General features: G+C 61.1%; 23 protein-coding genes. 6 read left to right on the top strand and 17 right to left on the bottom strand.

The genetic code is table 11. From position 1 onward, the window contains the following. The first annotated feature begins 4 nt into the window (after window positions 1-4). Window positions 5-736: a hypothetical protein gene (locus AC2FNZ_RS14230; protein ID WP_496841022.1), complete on the top strand. Its 732-nt coding sequence runs from the start codon at window positions 5-7 to the stop codon at window positions 734-736. Here AC2FNZ_RS14230 and AC2FNZ_RS14225 read toward each other — a convergent pair. Further along, a complete protein-coding gene (locus AC2FNZ_RS14225) occupies window positions 724-4,152 on the bottom strand; it encodes an indolepyruvate ferredoxin oxidoreductase family protein (protein WP_496841021.1) in 3,429 nt (1,142 codons plus the stop codon). The genes AC2FNZ_RS14230 and AC2FNZ_RS14225 overlap by 13 nt on opposite strands. A gap of 138 nt (window positions 4,153-4,290) precedes the next feature. On the opposite strand from AC2FNZ_RS14225, the gene AC2FNZ_RS14220 reads away from it, so the two are divergent. Then, complete coding sequence (locus AC2FNZ_RS14220) at window positions 4,291-4,752, top strand: Lrp/AsnC family transcriptional regulator (RefSeq protein ID WP_496834177.1); 462 nt, start codon at window positions 4,291-4,293, stop codon at window positions 4,750-4,752. Here AC2FNZ_RS14220 and AC2FNZ_RS14215 read toward each other — a convergent pair whose 3' ends face one another. Further along, complete coding sequence (locus tag AC2FNZ_RS14215) at window positions 4,753-5,145, bottom strand: DUF3307 domain-containing protein (protein ID WP_093964572.1); 393 nt, start codon at window positions 5,143-5,145, stop codon at window positions 4,753-4,755. It abuts the gene before it with no gap. A 215-nt stretch (window positions 5,146-5,360) separates the two neighbouring features. Here AC2FNZ_RS14215 and AC2FNZ_RS14210 point away from each other — a divergent pair, with 215 nt between their 5' ends. After that, the gene (locus AC2FNZ_RS14210) at window positions 5,361-8,357 is read left to right on the top strand and encodes a cyclic nucleotide-binding domain-containing protein (RefSeq protein WP_496841128.1); all 2,997 of its coding nucleotides are present in this window, start codon (window positions 5,361-5,363) and stop codon (window positions 8,355-8,357) included. Window positions 8,358-8,362: 5 nt separating this feature from the next. Here the strand turns inward: AC2FNZ_RS14210 and AC2FNZ_RS14205 are convergent, their stop codons facing one another. From AC2FNZ_RS14205 to AC2FNZ_RS14165, 9 genes are all read right to left on the bottom strand, one after another. Then, window positions 8,363-8,650 (bottom strand): ArsR/SmtB family transcription factor, encoded by a 288-nt coding sequence (locus AC2FNZ_RS14205; protein WP_170340532.1) that lies wholly within the window; start codon window positions 8,648-8,650, stop codon window positions 8,363-8,365. Between the two features lie 115 nt (window positions 8,651-8,765). Further along, a complete protein-coding gene (locus tag AC2FNZ_RS14200) occupies window positions 8,766-9,998 on the bottom strand; it encodes a mandelate racemase/muconate lactonizing enzyme family protein (RefSeq protein WP_170339844.1) in 1,233 nt (410 codons plus the stop codon). 31 nt (window positions 9,999-10,029) lie between these two features. Then, window positions 10,030-11,124 (bottom strand): Zn-dependent alcohol dehydrogenase, encoded by a 1,095-nt coding sequence (locus AC2FNZ_RS14195; RefSeq protein WP_093964575.1) that lies wholly within the window; start codon window positions 11,122-11,124, stop codon window positions 10,030-10,032. An 80-nt stretch (window positions 11,125-11,204) separates the two neighbouring features. Next, window positions 11,205-12,404: a TCR/Tet family MFS transporter gene (locus tag AC2FNZ_RS14190; RefSeq protein WP_496841020.1), complete on the bottom strand. Its 1,200-nt coding sequence runs from the start codon at window positions 12,402-12,404 to the stop codon at window positions 11,205-11,207. A gap of 124 nt (window positions 12,405-12,528) precedes the next feature. Beyond that, entirely contained in the window at window positions 12,529-13,242 is a 714-nt protein-coding gene (locus tag AC2FNZ_RS14185) for an alpha/beta fold hydrolase (protein WP_496841019.1), read from the bottom strand. A gap of 11 nt (window positions 13,243-13,253) precedes the next feature. Continuing rightward, a complete protein-coding gene (pcaD, locus tag AC2FNZ_RS14180) occupies window positions 13,254-14,042 on the bottom strand; it encodes a 3-oxoadipate enol-lactonase (RefSeq protein ID WP_496841018.1) in 789 nt (262 codons plus the stop codon). A gap of 73 nt (window positions 14,043-14,115) precedes the next feature. Next, window positions 14,116-15,090 carry a threonine ammonia-lyase gene (locus AC2FNZ_RS14175; protein WP_496841017.1) on the bottom strand — a complete coding sequence of 325 codons (975 nt, stop codon included), beginning with the start codon at window positions 15,088-15,090 and terminating at the stop codon, window positions 14,116-14,118. Next, window positions 15,087-15,914, bottom strand: coding sequence for an alpha/beta fold hydrolase (locus AC2FNZ_RS14170; protein ID WP_496841016.1), 828 nt, complete (start codon window positions 15,912-15,914; stop codon window positions 15,087-15,089). Before AC2FNZ_RS14170 ends, AC2FNZ_RS14175 begins: the two co-directional genes overlap by 4 nt. After that, on the bottom strand, window positions 15,914-16,600 hold the full coding sequence (locus AC2FNZ_RS14165) for a haloacid dehalogenase type II (protein ID WP_170339856.1): 687 nt from the start codon (window positions 16,598-16,600) through the stop codon (window positions 15,914-15,916). Before AC2FNZ_RS14165 ends, AC2FNZ_RS14170 begins: the two co-directional genes overlap by 1 nt. Window positions 16,601-16,727: 127 nt before the next feature. Between AC2FNZ_RS14165 and AC2FNZ_RS14160 the strand changes: the two genes are divergently transcribed. Continuing rightward, window positions 16,728-17,156, top strand: a complete 429-nt coding sequence (locus AC2FNZ_RS14160) for an FKBP-type peptidyl-prolyl cis-trans isomerase (RefSeq protein WP_496841015.1) — start codon at window positions 16,728-16,730, stop codon at window positions 17,154-17,156. Between the two features lie 11 nt (window positions 17,157-17,167). Here the strand turns inward: AC2FNZ_RS14160 and AC2FNZ_RS14155 are convergent, their stop codons facing one another. The 4 genes from AC2FNZ_RS14155 to fabA are packed head-to-tail and all read right to left on the bottom strand — an operon-like array spanning window position 17,168 to window position 19,993. Further along, window positions 17,168-17,350 carry a hypothetical protein gene (locus AC2FNZ_RS14155; protein WP_170357073.1) on the bottom strand — a complete coding sequence of 61 codons (183 nt, stop codon included), beginning with the start codon at window positions 17,348-17,350 and terminating at the stop codon, window positions 17,168-17,170. A gap of 58 nt (window positions 17,351-17,408) precedes the next feature. Further along, window positions 17,409-18,200, bottom strand: a complete 792-nt coding sequence (locus AC2FNZ_RS14150; protein WP_093965010.1) for an enoyl-ACP reductase FabI — start codon at window positions 18,198-18,200, stop codon at window positions 17,409-17,411. A gap of 5 nt (window positions 18,201-18,205) precedes the next feature. Beyond that, window positions 18,206-19,435 carry a beta-ketoacyl-ACP synthase I gene (fabB, locus tag AC2FNZ_RS14145; protein WP_496841014.1) on the bottom strand — a complete coding sequence of 410 codons (1,230 nt, stop codon included), beginning with the start codon at window positions 19,433-19,435 and terminating at the stop codon, window positions 18,206-18,208. A 48-nt stretch (window positions 19,436-19,483) separates the two neighbouring features. Next, window positions 19,484-19,993 (bottom strand): bifunctional 3-hydroxydecanoyl-ACP dehydratase/trans-2-decenoyl-ACP isomerase, encoded by a 510-nt coding sequence (gene fabA, locus AC2FNZ_RS14140; protein ID WP_093964585.1) that lies wholly within the window; start codon window positions 19,991-19,993, stop codon window positions 19,484-19,486. Between the two features lie 188 nt (window positions 19,994-20,181). Between fabA and irrA the strand changes: the two genes are divergently transcribed. Continuing rightward, window positions 20,182-20,601: an iron response transcriptional regulator IrrA gene (gene irrA / locus AC2FNZ_RS14135; protein ID WP_093964586.1), complete on the top strand. Its 420-nt coding sequence runs from the start codon at window positions 20,182-20,184 to the stop codon at window positions 20,599-20,601. On the opposite strand, the gene AC2FNZ_RS14130 is transcribed toward irrA, so the two are convergent. Continuing rightward, complete coding sequence (locus tag AC2FNZ_RS14130) at window positions 20,602-21,498, bottom strand: LysR family transcriptional regulator (RefSeq protein ID WP_496841013.1); 897 nt, start codon at window positions 21,496-21,498, stop codon at window positions 20,602-20,604. Between the two features lie 86 nt (window positions 21,499-21,584). On the opposite strand from AC2FNZ_RS14130, the gene AC2FNZ_RS14125 reads away from it, so the two are divergent. Beyond that, on the top strand, window positions 21,585-22,382 hold the full coding sequence (locus AC2FNZ_RS14125) for a phytanoyl-CoA dioxygenase family protein (protein ID WP_496834058.1): 798 nt from the start codon (window positions 21,585-21,587) through the stop codon (window positions 22,380-22,382). Window positions 22,383-22,397: 15 nt separating this feature from the next. Here AC2FNZ_RS14125 and AC2FNZ_RS14120 read toward each other — a convergent pair whose 3' ends face one another. Further along, window positions 22,398-23,261 carry a hypothetical protein gene (locus AC2FNZ_RS14120; protein ID WP_496834057.1) on the bottom strand — a complete coding sequence of 288 codons (864 nt, stop codon included), beginning with the start codon at window positions 23,259-23,261 and terminating at the stop codon, window positions 22,398-22,400. Between the last annotated feature and the right edge of the window lie 76 nt (window positions 23,262-23,337).

Genomic DNA, 23,337 nt, shown 5'->3' with positions numbered 1-23,337 from the left:
CGCGATGGCGGAGAATGACACCAGAGTTCTGATCTTGGGAAGTGCGCCTGCGGCGTTGGCGGCACGGGAATGGGCGCGTGGGTCGTTCACTCATATCGTGGCCATCAACAACGCCTGGCGCATCCGCGGAGATTGGGATTTCCTGATCCATCCCGAGGATTTTCCGGCCGAGAACCGCCCCGACTGTCTGACAGCGACGCAACGCATCGTTACGGCGCAGGATTATGTTCCGATCCAGAACGCGTATGGCGGCTTCGTCTATGCCGGTGGCACCATGGCCTTTACCGCCGGGTACTGGGCGCTGGGTGCTCTCAAACCATCGGTGATGGCCTTCTTTGGCTGCGACATGGTCTATCCGCGCTCGGGCAACACACATTTCTACGGCCAGGGAACGGCCGATCCCTTGCGCGCCGACGTCACTCTGCGCTCGCTCGAGGCGAAATCGGCACGGCTGGCGCTGCTGGCGGCGCGTCAGGATTGCAATATGGTGCGGTTGTCCTCTGGCCCCAGCCGGCTGGTCTATCCATCCGTTTCGCATACCGAACTGATCCCCGAGGCCCTGCCGAGCACCGAACACGTCGATGCTCTGCTGCAGGCCGAGTGTGAGGTAGGTTACGTGGTGCCATCCGGCCGGTATTGGGAGGTCGAAGGCCGGTTCGATCCGGCCGTTGTCGACCGGCTGGATGCGGCTTGGCTTGCGGCCTACAAGGCCTCGGCGCTGGATCAGGCGGCCTGAGCGCGCGGCACGCGCAACAAGTCATCGACCTTTCGTCTGGCGGTCTCGGCCGCTTGTATCCGAACCGGGCCGTAACCGCGGATCTCGTCAGCGCAGGCCAGGATGCTTTGCCACGTTTCGGTATCCCGATCCCCGTACTCGGCCACAAGGCGGTCCAACAGCCCTTGGTACCAATTCAGCAGATCGCGGTGCAGGCGCGCTTCGGCGTGATAGCCAAACGGATTGAGAGCTGTTCCGCGCAGCGCCCGCATCTTTGACAGGCCCCGCAGAACCGGCTGCATCCAAGGTCCGAACGCCTTTTTCAGCGGTCGGCCCCTTGCGTCCGTTTTGCGGCTCAGCAGGGGCGGGGCCATATGGAAGCGGACCGCAAAATCGCCCTCGAACTGGTTGGCCAGGTCCTGCGCGAAATGGTCCGAAGTCATCAGCCGCGCGACTTCGAACTCATCCTTGTAGGCCATGAAGCGGAACAGGTTGCGAGCGACGCTGCGCAGCAGGGTCTCGTCAGCCTGCCGCAGCGCCGAGCGGAGGGCGGCGATACGATCGGCATAGGCCTGCGCGTATTTCGCGCTTTGATACTCGGTCAGGTAGGCGGTACGGCGCGCAATCATCTGATCCAGTGTTTCTTCTGAACCAACGTCGTCGGAAGGCAGCGCCAGAACGTCCGGACGAACTGCCATGTTGCGCCCGATTGCAAAAGCCAGACGGTTCTTCTCGACAGCGACGCCGTTCAGCAGAATCGCCTGACCCAGCGCGACATGCGATACCGGCACAAGGCCGTGCTGCCACGCAAAACCCAGCATGATCACATTTGCGAACACAGCATCACCCAGCAGGGTTTCCGCCACCGCGTTGGCGTCGAAACCGAACAGGTTTTCCGCCCCGACTACGTTCTGAATGGCTTGTTCACGGGCTTTTACCTGCAACTGAGCGTCGCGGTGCAGAACGATATCGCCGGTCGGCATTTCCGCCCGGTTCAGGACCACGCGCGTACCCTTGCGGTAATGCGCCGAGGCTTTGGGGGCCGAACTGACGACGACGTCGCAACCAATCACCGCATCGGCCGCGCCCTGATCAATGCGGACCTGGTTCAGCGCGTTTGGAGTGTCTCCCAAACGGATATAGCTGAGAACGGTTCCGAATTTCTGTGCAAAGCCTGTGAAATCCAGGACCGAGGCGCCTTTCCCTTCGAGATGGGCCGCCATCGTGATCAGCGCACCAACCGTCACCACGCCTGTGCCGCCCACGCCGGTAACCAGCAACTCGAACGGTTTGTCCAGGCGGGGCAGGGCAGGGTCGGGCAGCCCGTCCTCGAGTGTTGCCAGATCCAGCTTTGCCATGCGTTTGCGGCGTTCGCCGCCTTCGATGGTCACGAAGCTGGGGCAGAATCCGTTGAGGCACGAGAAATCCTTGTTGCACGAGCTCAAATTGATCTTGCGCTTGCGGCCCAGCGGCGTTTCGCGCGGCTCGACGCTCAGGCAGTTGGATTCGACCGAGCAGTCGCCACAGCCCTCGCAGACCAGATCGTTGATCCAGACGAACCGCTTGGGGTCCTCCATCGTGCCGCGCTTGCGGCGGCGGCGCTTTTCGGTGGCGCAGGTTTGTTCGTAGATCAGAACGGTCACGCCCGGGATCTCGCGCAGTTCGCGCTGCAGGGTGTCCAACTCCGCCCGGTTGTGGAACGTGGTTTCCGACGGGAAATCCGCGTGGTGGAACTTCGAGATGTCGTCAGACACGATGGCGATCCGCTCCACGCCCTCGGCGCGGCAGGTCTGGGCGATGCCGGCGACGCTGACCGGGCCGTCCACCGGCTGGCCGCCGGTCATGGCCACGGCGTCGTTGTAGAGGATCTTGTAGGTGATGTTGGTCCCGGCCGCGACCGCCTGTCGGATCGCCAGCGAGCCCGAGTGATACCAGGTGCCTTCGCCGAGGTTCTGGAAGATGTGCTTGCCGCCGTTGAACTTGGACGCCACCACATGCGGCACTCCTTCGCCGCCCATCTGGGCATAGCCGACGGTGTGGCGATCCATCCACGAGGCCATGACGTGGCACCCGATACCACTGGCCGCGATCGAGCCGTCAGGCACCTTGGTCGAGGTGTTGTGCGGACAGCCCGAGCAGAAATAGGGCGTGCGGGTTGCACCAGGCACGTTGATCAGTTGCGGCGGCTGGTCCGTCAGCGCCTTGGCTTTGGCGGGCAGGTCCTCTTCGGGGAAAAACCGGTGCAGGCGGTCGGCCACGATCGGCACCAGCATCAGCGGGCTAAGTTCACCCGTCCAGGGGATCAGCGGCTCGCCGTGGCTGTCGTATTTGCCCACCATCTTGTGCGGCTTGTCGCCGGGCCAGTCATAGAAATATTCCTTGAACTGGCTTTCGATGATGCCGCGTTTTTCCTCGACCACCAGAACCTCGGCCTTGCCCTTCACGAAGCGCAGCGCGTTGCGGCGCGCCAGTGGCCAGACCATGCCGACCTTGTAGATGTCGATACCCAGACGGCGGCAGGCGGCCTCGTCCAGTCCCAGCAGGCGCAGCGCCTCCATCAGGTCCAGATGCGCCTTTCCGGTGGTGACAAAGCCGAACTTGGCGTGGTCGATGTCATAGACGCGCCGGTCGATCGGGTTGGCCTCGGCAAAGGCGCGCACGGCGCGCAGCTTGTGCTGGATACGGGTCTCGATCTCTGGCGAGGGAAGGTCGGCGGCGCGCACATGCAACCCGCCGGGGGGCAGGTCGATCTCGGGCAGGATGAACTGCCGGTCGGGGCGCAGCTCGACCGAGCGGGCGCTTTCGACGGTTTCCGAGATCGCCTTGAACCCGACCCAGGTGCCGGAAAACCGCGACAGCGCAAAGCCGTATTCGCCGAATTCCAGATACTCCTCGACCGAGGCGGGGTTCAGCGTAGGCATGAACCATGCCATGAAGGCCACGTCGGACTGGTGCGGCATGGAGGAGCTGACGCAGCCGTGGTCGTCACCGGCCACGACCAGCACGCCGCCCTTGGGGGCCGAGCCATAGGCATTGCCGTGCTTCAGCGCATCGCCCGATCGGTCGACGCCCGGCCCCTTGCCGTACCACATCGAGAAGATGCCTTCGAATTCGCACTGCGGGTCCAGAGTCGCCTGCTGCGCGCCCAGAACGGCGGTTGCGCCCAGGTCCTCGTTCACGGCGGGCATGAAGGTGATGCGGTCGGATTTCAGCCGCTCGCGCGCGCGCCAAAGTTCCAGGTCCAGCCCGCCCAAGGGCGATCCACGATAGCCCGAGACGAACCCGCCCGTGTTCAGCCCGGCATCGCGGTCGCGCCGCGCCTGCTCCATCAGGATCCGCGCCAGCGCCTGTGTGCCGGTTAGGAACACGCGACCTTCGGTCTGTTCGTACCGGTCTGCGAGTTGATAAGTGCAAAGATTGCTGTCGTGGCGGCTCATGGCTTGGACCCGGATTGGCTTTGAGATAAACAACTGTAGTTCGGTACTTACGAAATGTTGTACCAATGGATCCGAAATTCTGATAAAACTCCGATAGAATTACCCACAAAACCCGAAAAACACGAAATGGCTTACCAAATGATGCAGCTGGACGACAGAGATCGCCGGATTCTGACCCTGCTACAAAAGGACAGCCGCGTGTCGAATGCGGACCTGGCCGATGCGGTCGGGATGTCGACCTCGGCCCTTTGGAGACGGGTGCGCGCATTGGAAGAGGCCGGCATCATTGAACGCTACGGCGCAGTTGTGAACTCGGTCGCGCTGGGGTTGGGGTTCGAGGCGATCGTACATGTGCATCTGACGCGGCATGATCCCGACAAGATCGTGGAGTTCATCCGGGCAATCGAAACCTGCAAGGAAGTTCAGGAATGTTTCGCAACGACCGGTCAGGCAGACTATCACCTGCGAGTGCAGTGTTCCGATCTTGCCGCCTACAACGTCTTTTTGGAGAGGTTTCTGTTTCGTTTGCCGGCCGTCGCAAGTGCGCAGACGAATGTGGTTCTACGGGCGGTCAAACGCAATCGTTCGGTCGAGTTCTGACTACCGCGCGACGAATTCAACCCAGGCCCAGGCCATCGCGATGTAAGTGAGGTTGTGCAGGCATTGATCCAAACCGGCGGCCCGCCAAAAGGCGGCCTGATCAGGTTGCAATTGTTTCTTGTCGGAATAGCTGGCTTTGGCGAAATCGATATTGAAATGCACGATCCACTCGAGCGCACCGATGATCAGAATGAACGAAAGCGGCGCGCCGAATATCAGGAAAACCACGACTGAGCCCACAACATGCACCGCGGCATGCTGTGCGCGCCCGACATGCAGGTACTCCCCCCGTCCAGACAGCATCTTGGGCGTTTGAAGGTAGAAATCGGCAAACATGTGTTTGATCTGCAGTGCACACAGCAGAAGCAACACAGTGCCAAGTGTAGCAGGCAAAAACTACCCTCCCGATATCGTCCTGACCTTCAGACTAAGGGCTATGAGGCAGGATCGCAAATGAACTAGTTCACACAAGTCGAAATAGTTTTCGCCTTGGAAACCATTTGCCTATCCAAGCGCGATTGCAGTACCGTCGTGCTGCTTTGACCGCGGCAGGATCGCTGCAAAACAGTTTCGGGTCACCAGTAGGGGCAGGGGCCATAGAACGTTCAATTTTTGGATTTATTTGGAAGTATTCCAAGCGTGATCAGCTTGTTCTGCTGGCCGTGACGGCAACATTGTTCCCGCTGCTGTACCTGACGCTTGAATTGCCCAAACGCATCATCAACGACGCAATCGGCGCATCCAGCGAGATTGTGGATGTCTGGGGATACAGTCTGTCGCAGACGACGTTTCTGGTAATTTTGTGCTTCGCCTTTTTGGCGGCGGTGTTGGCGCATGGTTTGATGAAGATGCGCATCAACACGATGAAAGGCGTTCTCAGCGAACGAATGCTGCGCCGGTTCCGATACCAGTTGATCAACCGCGCACTTTTGTTTCCTCAACCCTATTTCGAGCGCGTCAGTCAGGGTGAACTGGTCTCGATGATCACCGCCGAAAGCGAGCCGATGGGCGGGCTGATGGGCGATGCAATCAGCCAGCCTGTCCTTCAGGCGGGGCAGATGCTGACAATCCTGTCCTTTCTATTCCTGCAAAGCGTCTGGTTCGGGTTGGCTGCTGTCGCGCTGATCCCATTGCAGGCCTGGCTGATCCCGCGATTGCAGCGCCAGATCAACCTGTTGAACAAGCGCCGGATCCAGGAGGTGCGCGTACTGGCGGCTCAGATCGGCGAGAACGCGGCCGGCGCGGCAACTCTGCGCCAGAACGGCGGCTGGCGCCATCGCCGAGCGCTGATTTCAGATCAACTGTCCCGGCTGTTCAGCATCCGGTTCGAGATCTACCAGAAAAAATTCTTCATGAAGTTCATCAACAACTTCATCTCTCAATTGACTCCGTTCCTGTTCTACCTGGTCGGGGGTTTGCTGGTTCTGCAGGGGTCAGTTTCGCTTGGTGCTCTCGTGGCAGCGCTCGCTGCCTACAAAGACCTCAGCTCGCCTTGGAAGGAACTGCTGACCTACTACAACCAGACACAGGACATGTCGCTGCGCTGGGAGGTGGTCATCGAACGGTTCGCCCCGAGTGGCATGCTGGATGAAACCCTGTTCGAAGGCGAGCCCGACAGCCGACCGCACCTGAATGGCCCGATCGAGTTGGAGCAAGTCTCGGTGCGTGATCTGGATGGCAATCAGGTTCTGGATGATCTGAACCTGACCTTCCCCGCCGGTAAGACCATAGGGATCGCCGCCCCCAGCGAAGAGGACCGCCGGGCCTTGGCGGATCTATTGACCCGGGAGATCCTGCCAAGTTCGGGCCGGGTCGAAATCAGGGGTGTTAACCTGTCCTCGCTGCACCAGGCCGTCGTGGCGGCCCGGATCGGTCATGCCACATCGCGACCGGTGATGTTTCAGGGAACCGTTGGCGGCAACGTGATGATGCCGATGCAGCTCAGGCCTCTGACCGCTCCACCGGAGGACGCGGACCACCTTGAAACGCTGCGTGCGGGAAACAGCCCCGATCCCTTCCGGGCCACTTGGCTGGACCCTTCCCTGGCCGGGTTCGAAACGGCCGAGCAGCTGCGCGATTGGTGGTTGAAGCTGATCGACGGACTGGGCTCTGGGCCCATCTTGTTCCGGCGCGGGGCCGAGTTGGGTTTCGATCCTGAAAAGCACCCCGACCTTGCTGCCAAGCTGATCGAGCTGCGGCCCTTGGTGCAGGACGCCGTCAAAAAGGCCGGTCTGGAGTCGCAAGCCCTGATTTTCGACCGCATGACGTACAACGCTGCACTGCCCGTTGCCGAAAACCTGCTGTTTGCTGTGCCACGCGTGCAGGTGACGCAAGAGTTGCTGGCCCGGCAGACCGTTTTCCTCGGGCAGTTGCGCGAGTTGGGTCTGGATGAAACACTGGTCGGCCTGACACGTGACGTGATCGAAATGCTGCGTCAGATCTTTGGTCTGGACGGGACGGATCACCCGTTGTTCCGCAAGCTGGGACTCGAGGCCGCCACCTATGAGGCCGCTGTCGACCTGGTGGAAAAGACCCGGGAAACCGGCGCGTCAGGGTTGGACGATGACCAGTTGGCCAGCCTGCTGGCCGTGCCTTTCGTGATCTCGGCTGAACAGATTGGGCCGGCATTTTCCGAAGAGCTCAAGAACCGCATCCTCGAACTACGGCACAGCCATTCCGACAAGTTGATGGAGCGCCTGAACGACGTGTTCGAGCCGCTGGACCCGGCCACCTTTGCGCCGGGATTGACGGTTATGGAGAATGCGCTTTTCGGCAAGGTCAGCCAGATCGGGGGCGCGCGGTCGGACGAGGTACGGAAAGTGATCGCAGACGTACTGACCGAAAACGGAGCCCGTCCGCTGGTGGTTGAACTGATCTACGATGTACCGGTCGCGCTGGGCGGGCAGAACCTGCCGGCCGCGCTGGCCGAGCCTTTGGCCTTTACCCGCGCGACGATCAAGAAGCCGGATATCCTGATACTGGAAAACGCACTGGCGAGTTATGGCATGGACACGCAGGTGGCTGTGTTCAGGAACCTGCGTGAGCTGCTTCCGGACGCCACGATCATCTACCTGAACGAACAGTTCAAGAACCCCGGCGCTTTCGACATGTTTGTCGAGATCCGACAGGGGCGCGTAGTGTCCGATCAGGTTCCGTCGGATGTTGAAGGTGACAGTGCAGCCTCGGCGGACCTCACGCGAAAGCTGCGTGCTTTGGAACAGACACCGCTGTTTTCGGGGCTGGATCGTCGCCAGCTTCGACTGCTGGCTTTTGGTGCGCGCTGGTACGAGGCAAAGGCCGGCGAAGTCGTGTTCCTCAAGGATGACCAGCCAACTGATGGTGCCTACATGATCATCGACGGCGAAGCTGGTTTGTACCTGCCGCAACCGCCCGAGGAGGATCGGCTGGTGACCCGCGTCGGCAGCGGTACCTTGGTGGGCGAACTGGGCCTGATCCGCAAAGAGCCCCGTGCGCTCAGCATGGTGGCTGAAACCGATCTCACCTGTCTGCGTATCGGCGAGGAAGAGTTCCTTGCGGTGGTCGAAAACGATGCTGCGACCGCGTTCAAGCTGTTGCAGGTAATCGCAGGCTATGTATCACGCTGACAGGATCAGGCCTGCGGGCTACAGAACAGGGAATGCATCAACTCGATCACCTGCTTGGCTTTGCCGTCGCGCAGCGAATAGTAGATCGTCTTGCCCTCTCGGCGGGTTGAAACCAGGCCTTCGGTTCGCAGGCGCGCCAGCATCTGGCTGACCGCGGCCTGGCGCAACTTGAGCAAGGCTTCAAGCTCGCCCACCGAGCGTTCTCCGGCCGCGAGATGGCACAGGATCATCAAGCGGCCCTGATGCGCCAGCGTCTTGAGGAAAGCCGCAGCTTGCGCGGCGCTTTCCTCCATTTCCGAGGGCAATTCGGATTGTGGGGTCGTCAATTCGGCGTCAGTGAAAGTCACGTGGTACCTTGGGGATGAAAATAAGGGGTGGACGCAGTATGCACCAACTTGTCTGAAATTGTCATCCCTCGGTTGCCGGGGCCCCGCCCTGAAACGCATTGCCATTGACATAGTCGCAGGGGTCTTCCTGCATCTGCAGGTGCAGACCGTCGCCGGAATAGGGGTGGGCACGGGCCAGTTCCTCGTCGACCTCGATGCCCAGACCGGGGGCCGAAGGCGGCTCGACAAAGCCGTTCTCGACCCGGATCGAGCCCTTGATCAGCTGGTCATGAAACGGCGTTTCGATGGTCTCGAGCAGCAGCAGGTTCGGGATCGAGGCCGCGAGATGGATGTTGGCGGCCCATTCCACCGGCCCGGCATAGAGATGCGGCGCCATCTGCGCATTGAAGACCTCGGCCATGGCGGCGACCTTCTTCATCTCCCAGATCCCGCCGGCCCGGCCCAAGGCGGGCTGCAGGATTTCGGCCGCGCCGGCGCGCAGAACCGCGCCGAATTCGGCCTTGGTCGTCATCCGCTCGCCCGTGGCCACGGGGATGCGGACATTGCGGGCGACGCGGGCCATGTCCTCGATCATGTCCGGGGGGGTGGGCTCCTCGAACCACAGCGGCGAATAAGGCTCGATCGCCTGCCCAAGGCGGATGGCGCCGGCAGTGTTGAACTGGCCATGGGTGCCGAACAGCAGGTCGGCCTTGTCGCCCACTGCGTCACGGATCGCCTTGCAGAAGGCCACCGACATCGAGATGTCGGACATGGCCGGCATATGCCCGCCGCGCATCGTGTAGGGGCCCGCCGGGTCGAACTTGACTGCGGTAAAGCCGCGCCGGACCATTTCGGCGGCGCTTTCCCCGGCCTGTTCGGGCGAGGTCCAGAAATCGGTCAGATTGTGCTGCGGCAGCGGGTACAGATAGGTGTACGCACGGATGCGGTCGTTCATCCGGCCGCCGATCAGAGCGTATACCGGGCGGTCCCGGTCCTTGCCCAGAATGTCCCAACACGCGATTTCCAGTCCCGAAAACGCACCCATAACGGTCAGGTCGGGGCGCTGCGTGAAGCCGCTGGAATAGGCGCGGCGGAACATCAGCTCGATATTCTCGGGGTTTTCGCCGGCCATGTGGCGGTCGAAGACGTCACGGATGACGTGTTTCATCGCCTCGGGACCTACCGAGGAGGCATAACACTCGCCCCAGCCCGTGATGCCGGTATCGGTGGTGACCTTCACCAGAATCCAATAGCGCCCGCCCCAGCCCGGCGCGGGCGGAGCGGTCACGATGATGTCGAGATCCTGCAGTTTCATCCGGTCTCCTCCCGCCGGTAGTCCTGGGCCGTCAGCCCCGGTTGAATACGATCACGTTGCGCTTGGCCGACCCGGTCTTGGTGTCCTCGATGGCCTCGTTGATCTGTTCCAGCGTCCAGCGCCCCGAGATCAGCTCGTCCAGCTTCAACCGCCCCTGTTCATACAGATCGATCATCCATGGAATGTCGCGCTGGATCACCACGTCGCCCATCTTCGACCCGACCATGCCCTGACCTAGGGCCGCCAGAATGACCGGCTCATAGCCGGATTGCGCACCGGAATGCGGCATGCCGATCATAACCGCCTTGCCACCGCGACCCAGATAGCGGGGCGCCTGATCATAAGCGGGGATTGCACCGACGGTGATCAGAACCGCATCGGCCCCCCGACCGCCCAGGGCTTTGTAGGCCGCTTTCCACGGTTCTTTCAGCGTGGCCAGCACCCCGTGCGTGGCGCCGAATTCCTTGGCGATTTCCAGCTTTTCCTCGGTCATGTCGACGGCCACGATCCGCCGGGCCCCGGCCAGCCGCGCGCCCTGGATGGCGTTCAGGCCCACACCGCCGGCGCCGACGACCACGACATCCTGACCCGGGCGCAACTGCGCGGCGTTGACCGCCGCCCCCACGCCGGTGATCACCCCGCAGGACAGCAGGCTGGCCACGTCCTTGGGCATCGCGTCGGGTATCTTGACGATCTGGCGGTGGCTGACCACGACCTTTTCGGCAAAGGCACCACAGGCCATCGCCTGTTCCAGCGGCCCACCGTCCGCCGTGCGCAGCGGACCCTTGACGGTGTCATAGGGCGTTTCGCAGATCACCGGCTTGCCGCTGGCGCAGGACGGGCACGATCCGCAAGCGCGGATCAGGGTCACCACGACCGCATCGCCAACCTTGAACCCTCCGCTGGCTTCTCCGACGGCCGAGACCACACCGGCGGCCTCGTGCCCGTAGACGGCGGGCAGAAACCCGCCCCAAGCGCCGCTGGCATAGGTGATGTCGGAATGGCAGATCGCCACCGCATCCAGCGTGACCTCGACCTCGCCCATGCCGGGCGGCGCGATCTGGATGTCTTCGATGACAAGCGGTTCGTTGAAGGCGCGGCATACGGCGGCTTTGATGGTCTGCATGGATCCCTCGTTTGGTTTGGGCCACGGTGACGCGGGAACCTGCGGTCCGCAAGGCTGAAACCGTCATTCCCGTGTCGTTGTTACGTTTCGCTGCGATGTGCGCGCAGAAACAGGACGAATCCGGCCAGCATCAGCAGCAATGCCAACAGGAACGGGGCCCCTGGAAGGTAGAACGCTGCATCAACCCGCGCGAATTGGGCGAAAACGGTGGTCATAACCAACGGGGAGATCACCATCGACAGCGCGTGGAGAGCGGCCAGAACCCCCTGAAGCTCTCCCTGCTGCGAATCCGGCGTTGCGCGTGACATCTGTGCCTGAAGGGCTGGCGTCACGACGGCGCCCAGTGCGGTGATCGGAATCAGCATCAAGGCAATCGTGCCGTTTGTGAGAAAACCCAGAGCCAGAAAGCTGACGATCTCGAAGATCATGCCCCAAACGATCGTGGTCCGCTCTCCCAAGTGGCGGGTGGCGGGGCGGATCAAGCCGCCCTGAACCGCAGCCATTCCCAATCCGTAGACCGCAAGTGACAACCCGATCATCTGCGGCGACCAACCGAAACGCTCGGTCGTGAAGTATGACCAGATGGCGGGATAGACGTAGATCGATACCGAGTACAAAAAGTATACCCACAGCAACGGTCGGATGCCGGGCAGGGCGGCGATGGCACGCAATGCGCTGTCAGGACGCGCGCGGTGCCAGCGGAATCCGCGGCGGTTTTTGTCCGTGACCGTCTCAGGCATGACCGCGAGGCCCAGCAGGAAATTTGCAAATGACAATCCGGCGGCCGCCCAGAACGGGGCGCGGGTTCCGTATTCGCTCAGCAATCCTCCCATCAAAGGGCCGAGGACAAAACCTACACCAAAAGCCGCTCCGATGAGACCGAAATTGGCGGCCTTTTCATGGGGTTTCGATACATCCGCCATATAGGCCGCTGCGGTAGAGTGGGTGGCCGCCGTGATGCCGCCCACGATGCGGCCGATCAGCAGCAGCCAGATGCTGCCGGCCATGGCCATGACCACGTAGTCCAAGCTCATGACAAACAGAGAAACCAGCAAGACCGCGCGGCGTCCGTAAGCATCCGACAGGTTGCCAAGCACCGGACCGAACAGGAATTGCATCGCGGCAAAGGCCGTGCTGAGGATGCCGCCCCAAATGGCTGCCGATGCCAGAGAGCCGCCCTGAACCTCGACGATCAGCTGAGGCATGATCGGCATGACCAGTCCGATGCCCATTGCATCGATCATGACAGTGCCCAGTACGAAAAGAAAAGGAAGACGCATGAAACCGAACGAATGACTTATTTTGCAGGACCTTAGTCGCCCGCCTGTCGTGTTGTAACCCGGTCTTTTGTCATTGAGACGATATTCTCGTCTGATGGCACGTTAACCTTGGCCGGGCCGGATCTCAGACGCGGGTGGCGATTGCGTCCAATTGACGGGCGAGATCTGCGGGGTGCGAGAAAAATGGGGAATGGGAGCTGTCGATCGTCAGGCGCAATTCGGGCGGCGCGCAATGGCTCATTTCTTCCTGGTATTCAGTTGGAATCGTCCGGTCGTCCATGGTGCGGATATAGGCCTTGGGAATTCCGTCAAAACGCTCGCTCAGATCCAACGGCGTGTCCTGCGGGCGGATCGCCTGCGGGCACAAGCGGGCAAGGGCATAGGTGACAACGTCGGCCGGACAGTCGTGGTAGAAGAGAGATTGCACCCGGTCCGGCAGCACGCTGTAGGACAGTCCGTCTGCCGATTTCTCGACCGCATCGCCAATCAGCTGCCTAGGTGCGCGCCGGCGCATTTCGATCATCGACAGCCCGGAGACCGGCACGTAGGCGCAGACATAGATCAGGGCCCGCATCCGGTCAGGGGCGAATTCGGCGGCCGCACTGATCGGGTAGCCGCCCCAGGAATGGCCGACAAGGATCGTTTGCGGGGTCGTGGCATTCAAAACCGCATCTCGGCACATCTCGAGCGTGACCTCGGACACTGGGGTCGGGTCCGATCCATGGCTGGGCAGGTCGATCGCACGGACCGAATGCCCCAGATTCTCAAGTTCCGGTATCAGATCGCGCCAGCACCATGCGCCGTGGCAAGACCCGTGAACAAGAAGAAATTCCGCCACCGTGACCTCCTTCAGATATGTCCGGTTTCTCGCAGAAAAGCGTTCAGCAGCTCGGCGTAGACCTCGGGCCGCTCGACGCAGGGCAGGTGCCCGGCCTTGCGGATCAGCTCGAACCGGGAGCCGGGGATCAGGTCGGCGGTTTCGCGCACCAGATCGGGAGGGGTCGAGCCATCTTCCGAGCCCGCAATTCCCAGCGTCGGCAATCTAAGCCCGCTGGTTGGCGTATAGAAATCCGTGCCCGAGATGGCAGAGCAGCAGCCCAGATACCCCTGGACCGGTTGGCGTACCATCATATTGCGCCATAGCTCGACATCGGGGGTTTCCCGAAATGCTTTCGAAAACCAGCGCTCCATGGTTGCTTCGGCCAGCGCCTCGATCCCACCTGTACGAACGGCTGCCATCCGATCGGCCCACATAGAGGGCGTCCCTATTTTGGCGGCCGTGTTGGACAGGACCATCGCCCGGATCTGATCCATCCGCTTGACGGCCAGCCCCTGCGCGATCATTCCGCCGATCGACAGGCCGACGAAGACGCAATCCCGCACCTCGAGAAGGTCCAGAAGCCGCTCGGCATCGCGCACCAGACTTCCCATCGAATAGGGGCCATCCGGTTGCGAGGACAAGCCGTGCCCCCGCTTGTCATAGCGGATGATGCGCAGACCTTTGGGAAGCAGAGGCAGCACGGGGTCCCACAAGCGCATGTCGGTGCCCAACGAATTGGCAAAGACCAAAGGTGGACCATCCGGGTCACCGTCCAAGCGATAGTGAATCTGAACATCTCCGAAATCAGCGATGTGCATCTGGTCAGCCTCTTTTGCTGCGATAATTTTGACAGTTTATGCCGCGATTTATTGCATCTGTCCTAACCCGTTGTCAGGTAAGGAATTCCAACGCGCGGGCAAAGACCTGTGGATCGACATTCCCGCCCGATGCCACGACGATAACGGCGTCGCCCTGGATATCGTCCTTGCGGAACAACGCCGACGCCAACGAGACTGCCCCGCCCGGTTCCAGAACGACCTTGAGGCGCAGGAACGCCAAGGCCATGGCGCGGAGAGCCTCGTCTTCGGATACCGCCAATCCCGGTCCGCAGAGGCGACGGAGGATCGGGAAGGTAATATCACCGGGCCGCGGTGTCAGGATCGCGTCGCAGATATTGCCTGCGGCTGCGTTGTTGGTCTGAACGGACCCCGAGGCCAGGGATCTTTTGACATCGTCGAATCCTTCGGGTTCGCAGGGGCGCGCCCTGAGACCTGGCGCATGTTTTTCCAGGGCAAGTGCCACGCCTGAGGTCAGTCCACCGCCACCACAACATACCAGAACATCGGCGTCGGTCACACCGAGATCGCGCGCCTGCCGCGCCACCTCGAGGCCGACGGTCCCCTGACCGGCGATCACCTGCGGTTCGTCATACGGCCGGATCAACGTAAGACCGCGCTCCCGGGACAACGCCTCGCCGATCTCCTCGCGGCTTTCATTGGCGCGATCGTAAAGGATGACCTCGGCGCCCAAAGCTCGAGTGTTTTTGATTTTCAGGGCCGGTGCGTCGGACGGCATGATGATGACGGACTGAACACCATGAAGTGTAGCCGCATGCGCCACGCCCTGCGCATGGTTGCCTGATGAATACGCGATGACCCCGCGTTTGCGAGCCTCGGCATTCAGGGCGGAAATCGCAGACCACGCGCCGCGAAACTTGAAGCTTCCGGTGTGTTGAAGGCACTCGGGCTTGACCAGAACGCGCCGCCCGGCAAGTTTGTCCAGAAACGGCGATGTCAGGATCGGGGTTTCGCGCGCGTGCCCTTGCAGGCGCACGGCAGCGGCTTCGATCAGGTCAATTGTGCTCATATCAAATCCAGTACCTTGCGAATGACGGTTAGGGACTGCGGTTCGTCCAGAAATGGAACATGGCCCCGGTCGGGCACTTCGGCCGAAATCAACCTCGCATGACGCTGGTGCATCTCTGCAAGGGTCTCGGAGCTCAGCAAGTCCGAGTTCGCTCCACGGATCACTCCGGTGGGAAGCGGGTTCAGGGCTTCGAACACTGGCCACAAATCAGCGGGCGGGCCCGCTGCAATCTGTTCTTGCAACGCGGTTCTCAATGCGGGGTCATAACGCAACCGCAGGCCGGTGCCGGTTTCTTCGTACTGGAATGCGGCCTGCTTTCTCCAGGTTTCAATCGATACGCCCGGAAACTGCGGGTCCATTGCCTGTTTCAGCGCAACAGCGGCCTGTTCCAGCGTTGTTGCGGCAGGAGCCTTGCCGACATAATCCATAATGCGCCCGATGGCCGACGGTTCGATTACGGGGCCGACATCATTCAGAATGACGGCACTCAGACATTCGTGGCGAATTGCGGCGAGGGTCATGGCAATCAACCCGCCACGCGAGGTGCCAAGGATGCTGACCCGATCGAGCTTGAGGTGATCCAGCAACTCGATCACGTCCTGCGCTTCGCGCGGAACGGAATAGTTGCGATAATCCGGATCAAAATCCGAGTCGCCGCGCCCCCGATAGTCCATCGTAATGACACGCAGTCCGTTGGCGTGCGGCGCGAAGAAGGAAAAATCCCGGCTGTTTCTGGTCAGGCCGGCAAGGCAAAGCAGCGGCTTGCCGCTGCCTGTATCTTCGTAGGTCAGGCGCAGACCGTCAGACGTCGTGAATTGTGGCATCAAACGCCTGCCAGTTCCGGAATCGAGGTCAGGTCGGACAGGACATGCGCCGGAGTCCACGGCAATCGGTCCATCGGCTCGCCGGCGCGGTTGACCCAGGCCGTAACGAACCCGTACCCGCTGGCTCCGGCGGCGTCCCAACCATTCGAGCTGACGAACAGAACGTTCGATCGTTCGCACCCGAAGCGGTCGCACACAAGATCATAGACCCGCGCATGCGGTTTGAAGACGCCGACGCTTTCGACTGACAGAATGTCGTCCAATACGCCGCCGATACCCGCAGACCTGACCGCGCCTTCCAGCATGGGCGGCGATCCGTTTGACAGGATCGCGGTCTGCATCCCGCCGTCCTTGAGCGCCTTAAGCATGGCGGGAACCTCGGGATAGGCCTGCAGTTCCCAATACAGGTCCAGCAGTCTCTGCCGCAGCGCAGGGTCCCCCTGCAGGCCCGTCGCCTCGAGCGCCCAGTCCAGGCCATCCTGCGTCACGTCCCAGAAATCGGCATGTGCGTCCGCCACAGCACGCAGCCACGTGTATTGCAGCTGTTTCAACCGCCAGTGGTTGGCCAGTTCAGGCCACTTGTCACGCAGCGCATCTTGGCCCGGTTCGGCGGCCGCCTGACGCGCGGCTGCGGCCACGTCGAAAAGGGTTCCATACGCATCGAAAACGCAGGTTGTGATCGCCATCTGCCTCTCCCCATCTTCCGGGGCAGGTTGGCACAGGCCATGCGCGGGTTAAAGCGTAAAAGGGTTTACATTGGCGGGTCAGTCTCTAGGTTTGACCGCTCATTCTAAACTCAGGTCGGAGACAGTTATGACCGCAATCAAACAAGGCGACACGGTTCGCATTCACTACACTGGAACTTTGCGGGACGGCAACGTTTTCGACAGCTCGGAAGGACGCGATCCGCTGGAGTTCGCCGTGGGGTCCGGCCAGATCATTCCCGGTCTGGACGCAGCTCTGCCGGGCATGGAAATCGGCGAGAAGAAACGGGTCGAAGTGGATTGCCAGGACGCTTATGGGCCGATCAACCCCGCGATGCGCCAGGACGTTCCGCGCGAAGGCATCCCGGACGACATCCCACTGGACCCCGGCACCCAGCTGCAGATGCAGACCCCCGATGGCCAGGCGCTGCCTGTGACGGTGGTGGACGCCAACGAAGAAACCGTGACCCTGGACGCAAACCATCCGCTGGCGGGCCAAGATCTGATCTTCGACATCGAGGTCGTTTCGATCGACTGATCAGGGCGCGTTCAGCCGCCCAACAATGACCCAACCGCCTCACGAAGCTGCGGTTGGGTATAGAAGATCCACAATACCAACAATGTCGTCAGGGTCAGCAGTAGCGTTCGCGCGCGGCTGCTGAGCACTCCGGTCTTGCGACGAGAGTGAGATGCACGCGAATTGGTCGCGATTATCCGGTCTAGTTTGCTCATGTGATATCCCTGCCGCGGAAGTTTGGTAAAATCTTGGCAACGACAGGGAAAGATCGCGTCACATGAAGTCGGGCTGTGGCATTCCCAGGATGTGGAAACCGCCGTCTACGCGAATGATTTCACCGGTGGTGCAGGCCCCCGCGTCCGACGCAAGGTAAACGGCCGTGCCGCCAACCGCTTCGAGCGTGGCGTTCGATCGCAGCGGGGCGTTCTGGTCGCAGAACTTGTAGGTCTTGCGAGCCCCCCCGATGGCCGCGCCGGCCAGGGTTTTCATAGGTCCGGGCGAGATGGCGTTGACCCGGATCCCGTCGGGGCCCAGATCATTTGCAAGATAGCGCGTCGCCGATTCCAGGGCAGCCTTTGCAACACCCATAACATTGTAGTTCGGCACGACCTTGTTCGAACCCTGATAGGTCAGGGTGAGCAGCGTCCCGCCGTTTTCCTTCATCATCGGATAGGCGCGACGGGCCACTTCGATGAATGAATAGGCCGAGACATCCAGCGAGTGCTTGAAATTCGCCCGCGTGGTGTTCAGGAACCGCCCGGTCAGCTCGGTCTTGTCCGAGTAGGCGATGGCGTGGACGAGGAAATCAATCGTTGGCCAACGGGCGGCCAGTTCGTCGAAGGCCCGGTCCAGCGATGCGTCATCGGTCACGTCCGCATCGACCATGAAGTCGCTGCCCAGGCTCTGTGCAAGCGGTTCCAGCCGTTTTCCGAAAGCCTCGCCCTGGTAGGTGAATGCCAGTTCAGCGCCCGCCTCGTGCATGGCCTTGGCAATGCCCCAGGCGATCGACCGATCATTGGCGACGCCCATGATCAGCCCGCGCTTACCCTTCATAGAATCCGACATCATAATCACCCGTTATACTTGGACAGAATCATGGAACCGTTGGTGCCACCAAAGCCGAAGCTGTTGGTCATGACACTGTCCAAACCTGCGTTTTCAACAACCTCAGTTGCAATTTCGCCGGGCTGGATGCCTTCGGCCAGCGTGTCGACATTGATCGACGGCGCAATGAAATCATGCTGCAGCATCAAGAGGCAGAAAATCGCCTCGAGCGCGCCGGCAGCACCCTGAGCGTGGCCGGTCATCGACTTGGTCGAGGAGATCGGCGGCACATTGCCCTCGCCGAAAATCCGGCGGACGGCTTCGACTTCGCCCACATCCCCGACCGGTGTCGAGGTCCCGTGCGCGTTGATGTAGCCGACCTTGCGGCCTTCGGGCAGGGTGGACAAGGCCAGGCGCATCGCGCGCTCTCCACCTTCTCCCGAGGGCGCGACCATGTCGTGCCCGTCCGAGGTTGCGGCATAGCCCGTCACCTCGGCATAGATCTTCGCGCCGCGGGCCAGAGCATGTTCCAGCTCTTCCAGAACGACGATGCCGCCGCCGCCCGAGATCACGAACCCGTCGCGGTTCTGATCGAACGCGCGCGAGGCTTTTTCGGGCGTGTCGTTGTATTTCGACGACATCGCACCCATCGCATCGAACAGGCAGGACAAGGTCCAGTCCAGTTCTTCGCCGCCACCGGCGAACATCACGTCCTGTTTGCCCAGCATGATCTGCTCAGCCGCGTTTCCGATGCAATGCAACGACGTCGAACAGGCCGAGGTGATCGAGTAGTTGATGCCCTTGATCTTGAACGCAGTCGCCAGGTTGGCCGAGATCGTCGAGCACATGCATTTCGGAACGGCAAACGGTCCGATGCGCTTGGTTGCGCCGGTTTTCAGAACAGTCTGGTGTGCGGTCAGCATGGCACTGGTGGACGGTCCACCGGACCCGGCAACAAGACCGGTACGCGGATTGACGATCTGATCTTCGCTCAGCCCCGCGTCAGCGATTGCCTGGCTCATCGCGATATGGGCATACGCGGCGCCTGGTCCCATGAACCGCAAAGTGCGCTTGTCGACTTGTTCCGACACATCGATCTTGAGCGTCCCTGCGACTTGGCTGCGGAAGCCGTGCTCGACCATCTGCTCGCTGGCCTCGATGCCGGACTTACCCGCCTTGAGCGAGGCCAGAACCTCTTCGGCATTGTTCCCGATGGAAGAGACAACCCCCAAACCGGTGACGACGACGCGACGCATTTGCGTTCTCCTGTGTTCCATTCCCTGTTGACTGTCAGTCAGCTGGGGTCAGCTTTCCGACAATGCAACCTTCATGTCCTTGACCTGATAGATGACTTCGCCATCCGCTTCGACCCGGCCATCCGCCACACCCATAGTCAGGCGGCGGGTCTGGACTGCCTTGGTGAAGTCCACGTAATAGGTCAGCATCTTGCGGTCGGGGCGCACCATGCCTGTCAGTTTCACTTCGCCCACACCCAGCGCATAGCCGCGACCCTGCCAGCCACGCCAGCCGAGGTTGAAACCGGTCAGCTGCCACAGTCCGTCAAGACCCAGACAACCCGGCATGATCGGGTTTCCGGGAAAGTGGCAATCGAAGAACCAAAGGTCCGGTGTGATGTCGAATTCGGCCACGACATGCCCCTTGCCGTGCGCGCCGCCGTCGCCTGAAATGTCGGTGATGCGGTCCATCATCAGCATCGGGGGAGCCGGAAGCTGAGCATTTCCGGGGCCGAAGAGTTCGCCGCGCGCGCATTTCAGCAGGTCGTCCTTGTCAAAGCTGCTTGGGAATTGGGCCATTCTGCCGCGTCTCCTGCCAGGGGTCTGTTTATTCAATCTGGCCTCGTCTATCACCCGTTTGCAAGGTCCTGCAAGACCACCCGAACACATCCGGCCCGCCGGAGCCGTTGATTGCGAATGAATTTCATTTGAAATTGGTGGTGGTCGGCACTTATATATTGGGGCAGGGGAAATTGGGTAATGGTTTCATGACAGCTCAAAGCCGGGACATCGCTACGAACTGGTTGGTTGACGCCGGGCTGCGCCCGACGCGCCAGCGTGTTGCCTTGGCCGAATTGCTGGTGGGCGATGGCCGCCACCGACATGTCACCGCCGAAAGCCTGTTCGAGTCGGCCAAGACCAAGGGCGACGCCGTTTCCCTTGCAACGGTCTACAATACCCTGCGTGCCTTCTGCGATGCCGGCGTTTTGCAGGAAATTACCGTGGACGGCTCAAAAAGCTATTTCGACACCAACACCCATGACCACCCGCATTTCTTCTGGGAGGACGAGGGCCGCCTGAGCGATGCGCCGTCCGACCAACTGGTTATCCAGCGTCTGCCCGAAGCACCGGCCGGGGTCGAGATCGCGTCGGTGGACGTTGTCATCCGGCTGCGCAAAAAGCGCTGATCACAGTTTCCCAAGCGACCTAACCAGAGCCTGTTCAGCAGCGGCGACTGTCGTGTCCGCAGGGCCGATGCCGTGACGAGCCAGAATCACGGCCTCGGTTGCATCGGGGTCGGTGATCGGCAGGCTCAGCAGCGGCATCCGATCATAGCTGAGGCCGTTTTGCGGGCTGGCATAGCTGATGCCCACCCCTTCACCATGGGCCGCAAGACTGCGTTGGATCTCGAGTGATTCCGCGCGGTAGGACACGCTGGGGTGCAGCCCATGACGCCGGAACAGGCCCAGGACATGCTGCGCTGACAGACCTTCTTTGGACAGGATGAGCGGGTATTGCTCAAGCTCGGCAAGTGAAACGCTGCCTTGCCCGGCCAGAGGGTGCGCAGGACCAACCAGCGCGTCTGGCGTACTGTCCTGCAGCTTGTGGCGTGAGAAACCGGCATCAAGGCCTAGGTCGTAGGTGAGCGCCAGATCGAAACGTCCGTCGGTCAATCCGCCGATCAAGCCTTCGAAAGTGTCAACACCGTGGGTCAGAACGATATCGGGAACGGTGTCCCTGATCGTCTGCATTGCCCGTGCCAGCAGGAACGGCGCAAGATCCACAAAACAACCCAACTTCAAACGGCTTGTTCCGGCAACCGGGGCTTTAGCCTCTTCGATCCGGGCAGCGCCCGTCAGCAAGGCTTCGGCCTTGTCGATGAACTTGCGCCCCTGAGGCGTCAGCGACATTGCCGCGCCGCGTCGGCGCGAGAACAGCGGATGGCCGAGGTGTTCTTCGACCCGGGTCAGCGCGTTTGAAAGGGCAGGTTGCGATACGTTCAGGTGCTGTGCCGCGGCGGACAGGCTTCCGTGTCGCCCAATGGCGCAAACATACTCATACTGGCGCAAAGTGATATATAACATGGAATTAATGCTTATTTTGAAAGATATGATTTGAACAGGGGTGCCGGACAGGTGCAAATCGGTCTCAGCAAATGACGGAGACCGACATGCCACACCCTCTTGTTTCCCCGGAGATGATCGAAACCTATCGCAATGACGGGGTTGTTCTGGTCGAGGGCCTGTTCGCCGATCACGTTGATGTCTTGCGGGAAGGGGTGGCACGCAACATGGCTGATCCCGGGCCATATGCGTCGGAAAACAAGAAAGAAGGCGAAACCGGCCGTTTCTTTGACGACTACTGCAACTGGTCTCGCATCCCCGAGTTTCGGCAGGTCATTCAAGCCTCGCCGGTTGCCGAGGTCGCTTCCGACCTGATGGAGTCACGTTCGGTCCAGATGTTCCACGACCACGTTCTGGTCAAGGAGCCCGGCACCTCGATGGCCACGCCGTGGCATCAGGATGGGCCCTATTACTTTGTGGAAGGGCGTCAGACGATAAGCTTCTGGTCGCCGCTCGACCCGGTGACGCAGGCGACTCTGCGGTGCGTGGCCGGGTCGCACCTGTGGGAAAAGGAAGTGTTGCCGACGCGCTGGGTTTCGGAAGAGGGTTTCTTTCCTGACGAGGGCCAGTACATCGCGGTGCCAGACCCCGAGGCCGAAGGGATGCGGATCGTTGAGTTCGACATGGAACCCGGCGATGCGGTCGCCTTCAACTTCCGAACCCTGCACGGTGCCCGAGGAAACCAGTCGGACAGCCGGCGCCGCGCCTTCTCGCTGCGGCTGGTCGGGGATGACGCCCGGTATGTCGAGCGTCCGGGCCGGACGTCGCCGCCGTTTCCGGGGCATGACATGCGGGCTGGACAACGACTGCGCGAGGACTGGTTCCCGATTCTGCTCAATCGCTGAGCCGTTCCGGCGCGCTCAGAACCACTGGCCAGGTTCCATCAGGCCAAGGTCCAGCAACTGGTGCGAATTCCATTGGAAAGGAACCGAGGAGGGGCAGCGGAAACTGGGAATATCAAAGGTCGATCCCGCGTTGCTTTTCAGAGCTTTGGCGGCGCGGAACGAACAGATGGCAGCCGTCAGGTTGTGATGCCAGGGGCAGGCATAGGTGTTGTACTCGGGCTCGCTAAAGGTGTGATCGGGTTGGAGGGTCAGACCCTTGCAGCTTTTGAACAGCGCGATCCGATCGATCCGGCGCCGTTCGTACGGGATGTGATCCTCGAACCGCCAACGCAGGCCACCGGACATGTCCAGCTGACGCTCCAGCGGTTGTCCCGACCGGTCGTGCCGGGAATGAGCGTAGTATCCAGTGCTGTCCAGCATCGCATGATCCGGGGCCACGCCGTTGGGATAGGCCGACAAGTCGTCGGCGTAGATGTCGATCACGTGGCAGAGCATCGCGTCGCGCCGCTCCTCGGCGTGAAAGGCCAGCATCTCTCCGACCGTGCGCGTTTCGCAAAACGGAAAGAACAGGTATTCCGAGTTGTAGCAGTAGTACAGCCAGATGTTTGGCTCCGCCTGAATGACGCGATTTATGGTGTCGAACACCACATTTCTGGGCGAACAGCGCATCGTGACCCGGTGCACCCGGTCCAAGATTTCAGGCAGGATCGAAAACTGGGCCGGTGCAAATACGATCACGGATTTGAACCCCAAGTCCAAGTGATGGCGCAGGGTCCCATCAAGCTCGACATCGTCTTCGGCGAAAACCAATGCGACCGGCCCCTTGGTCAACGCTGCCCGGCCCGATTTCAGAAAGTGGTCGAGGGATTCGTATTTCATTGCCCGCGTGTAGCCTGCCTTGCTGGAAATATCCGTCAAATTCGGGTAATTGCGCCAGCATTGCAAGCGGCGTTCG

The organism is Ruegeria sp. SAZA006, assembly GCF_059613465.1.
Note: the sequence above shows the minus strand (reverse complement) of the source record. Positions and strands in the feature narration are given on the sequence as shown.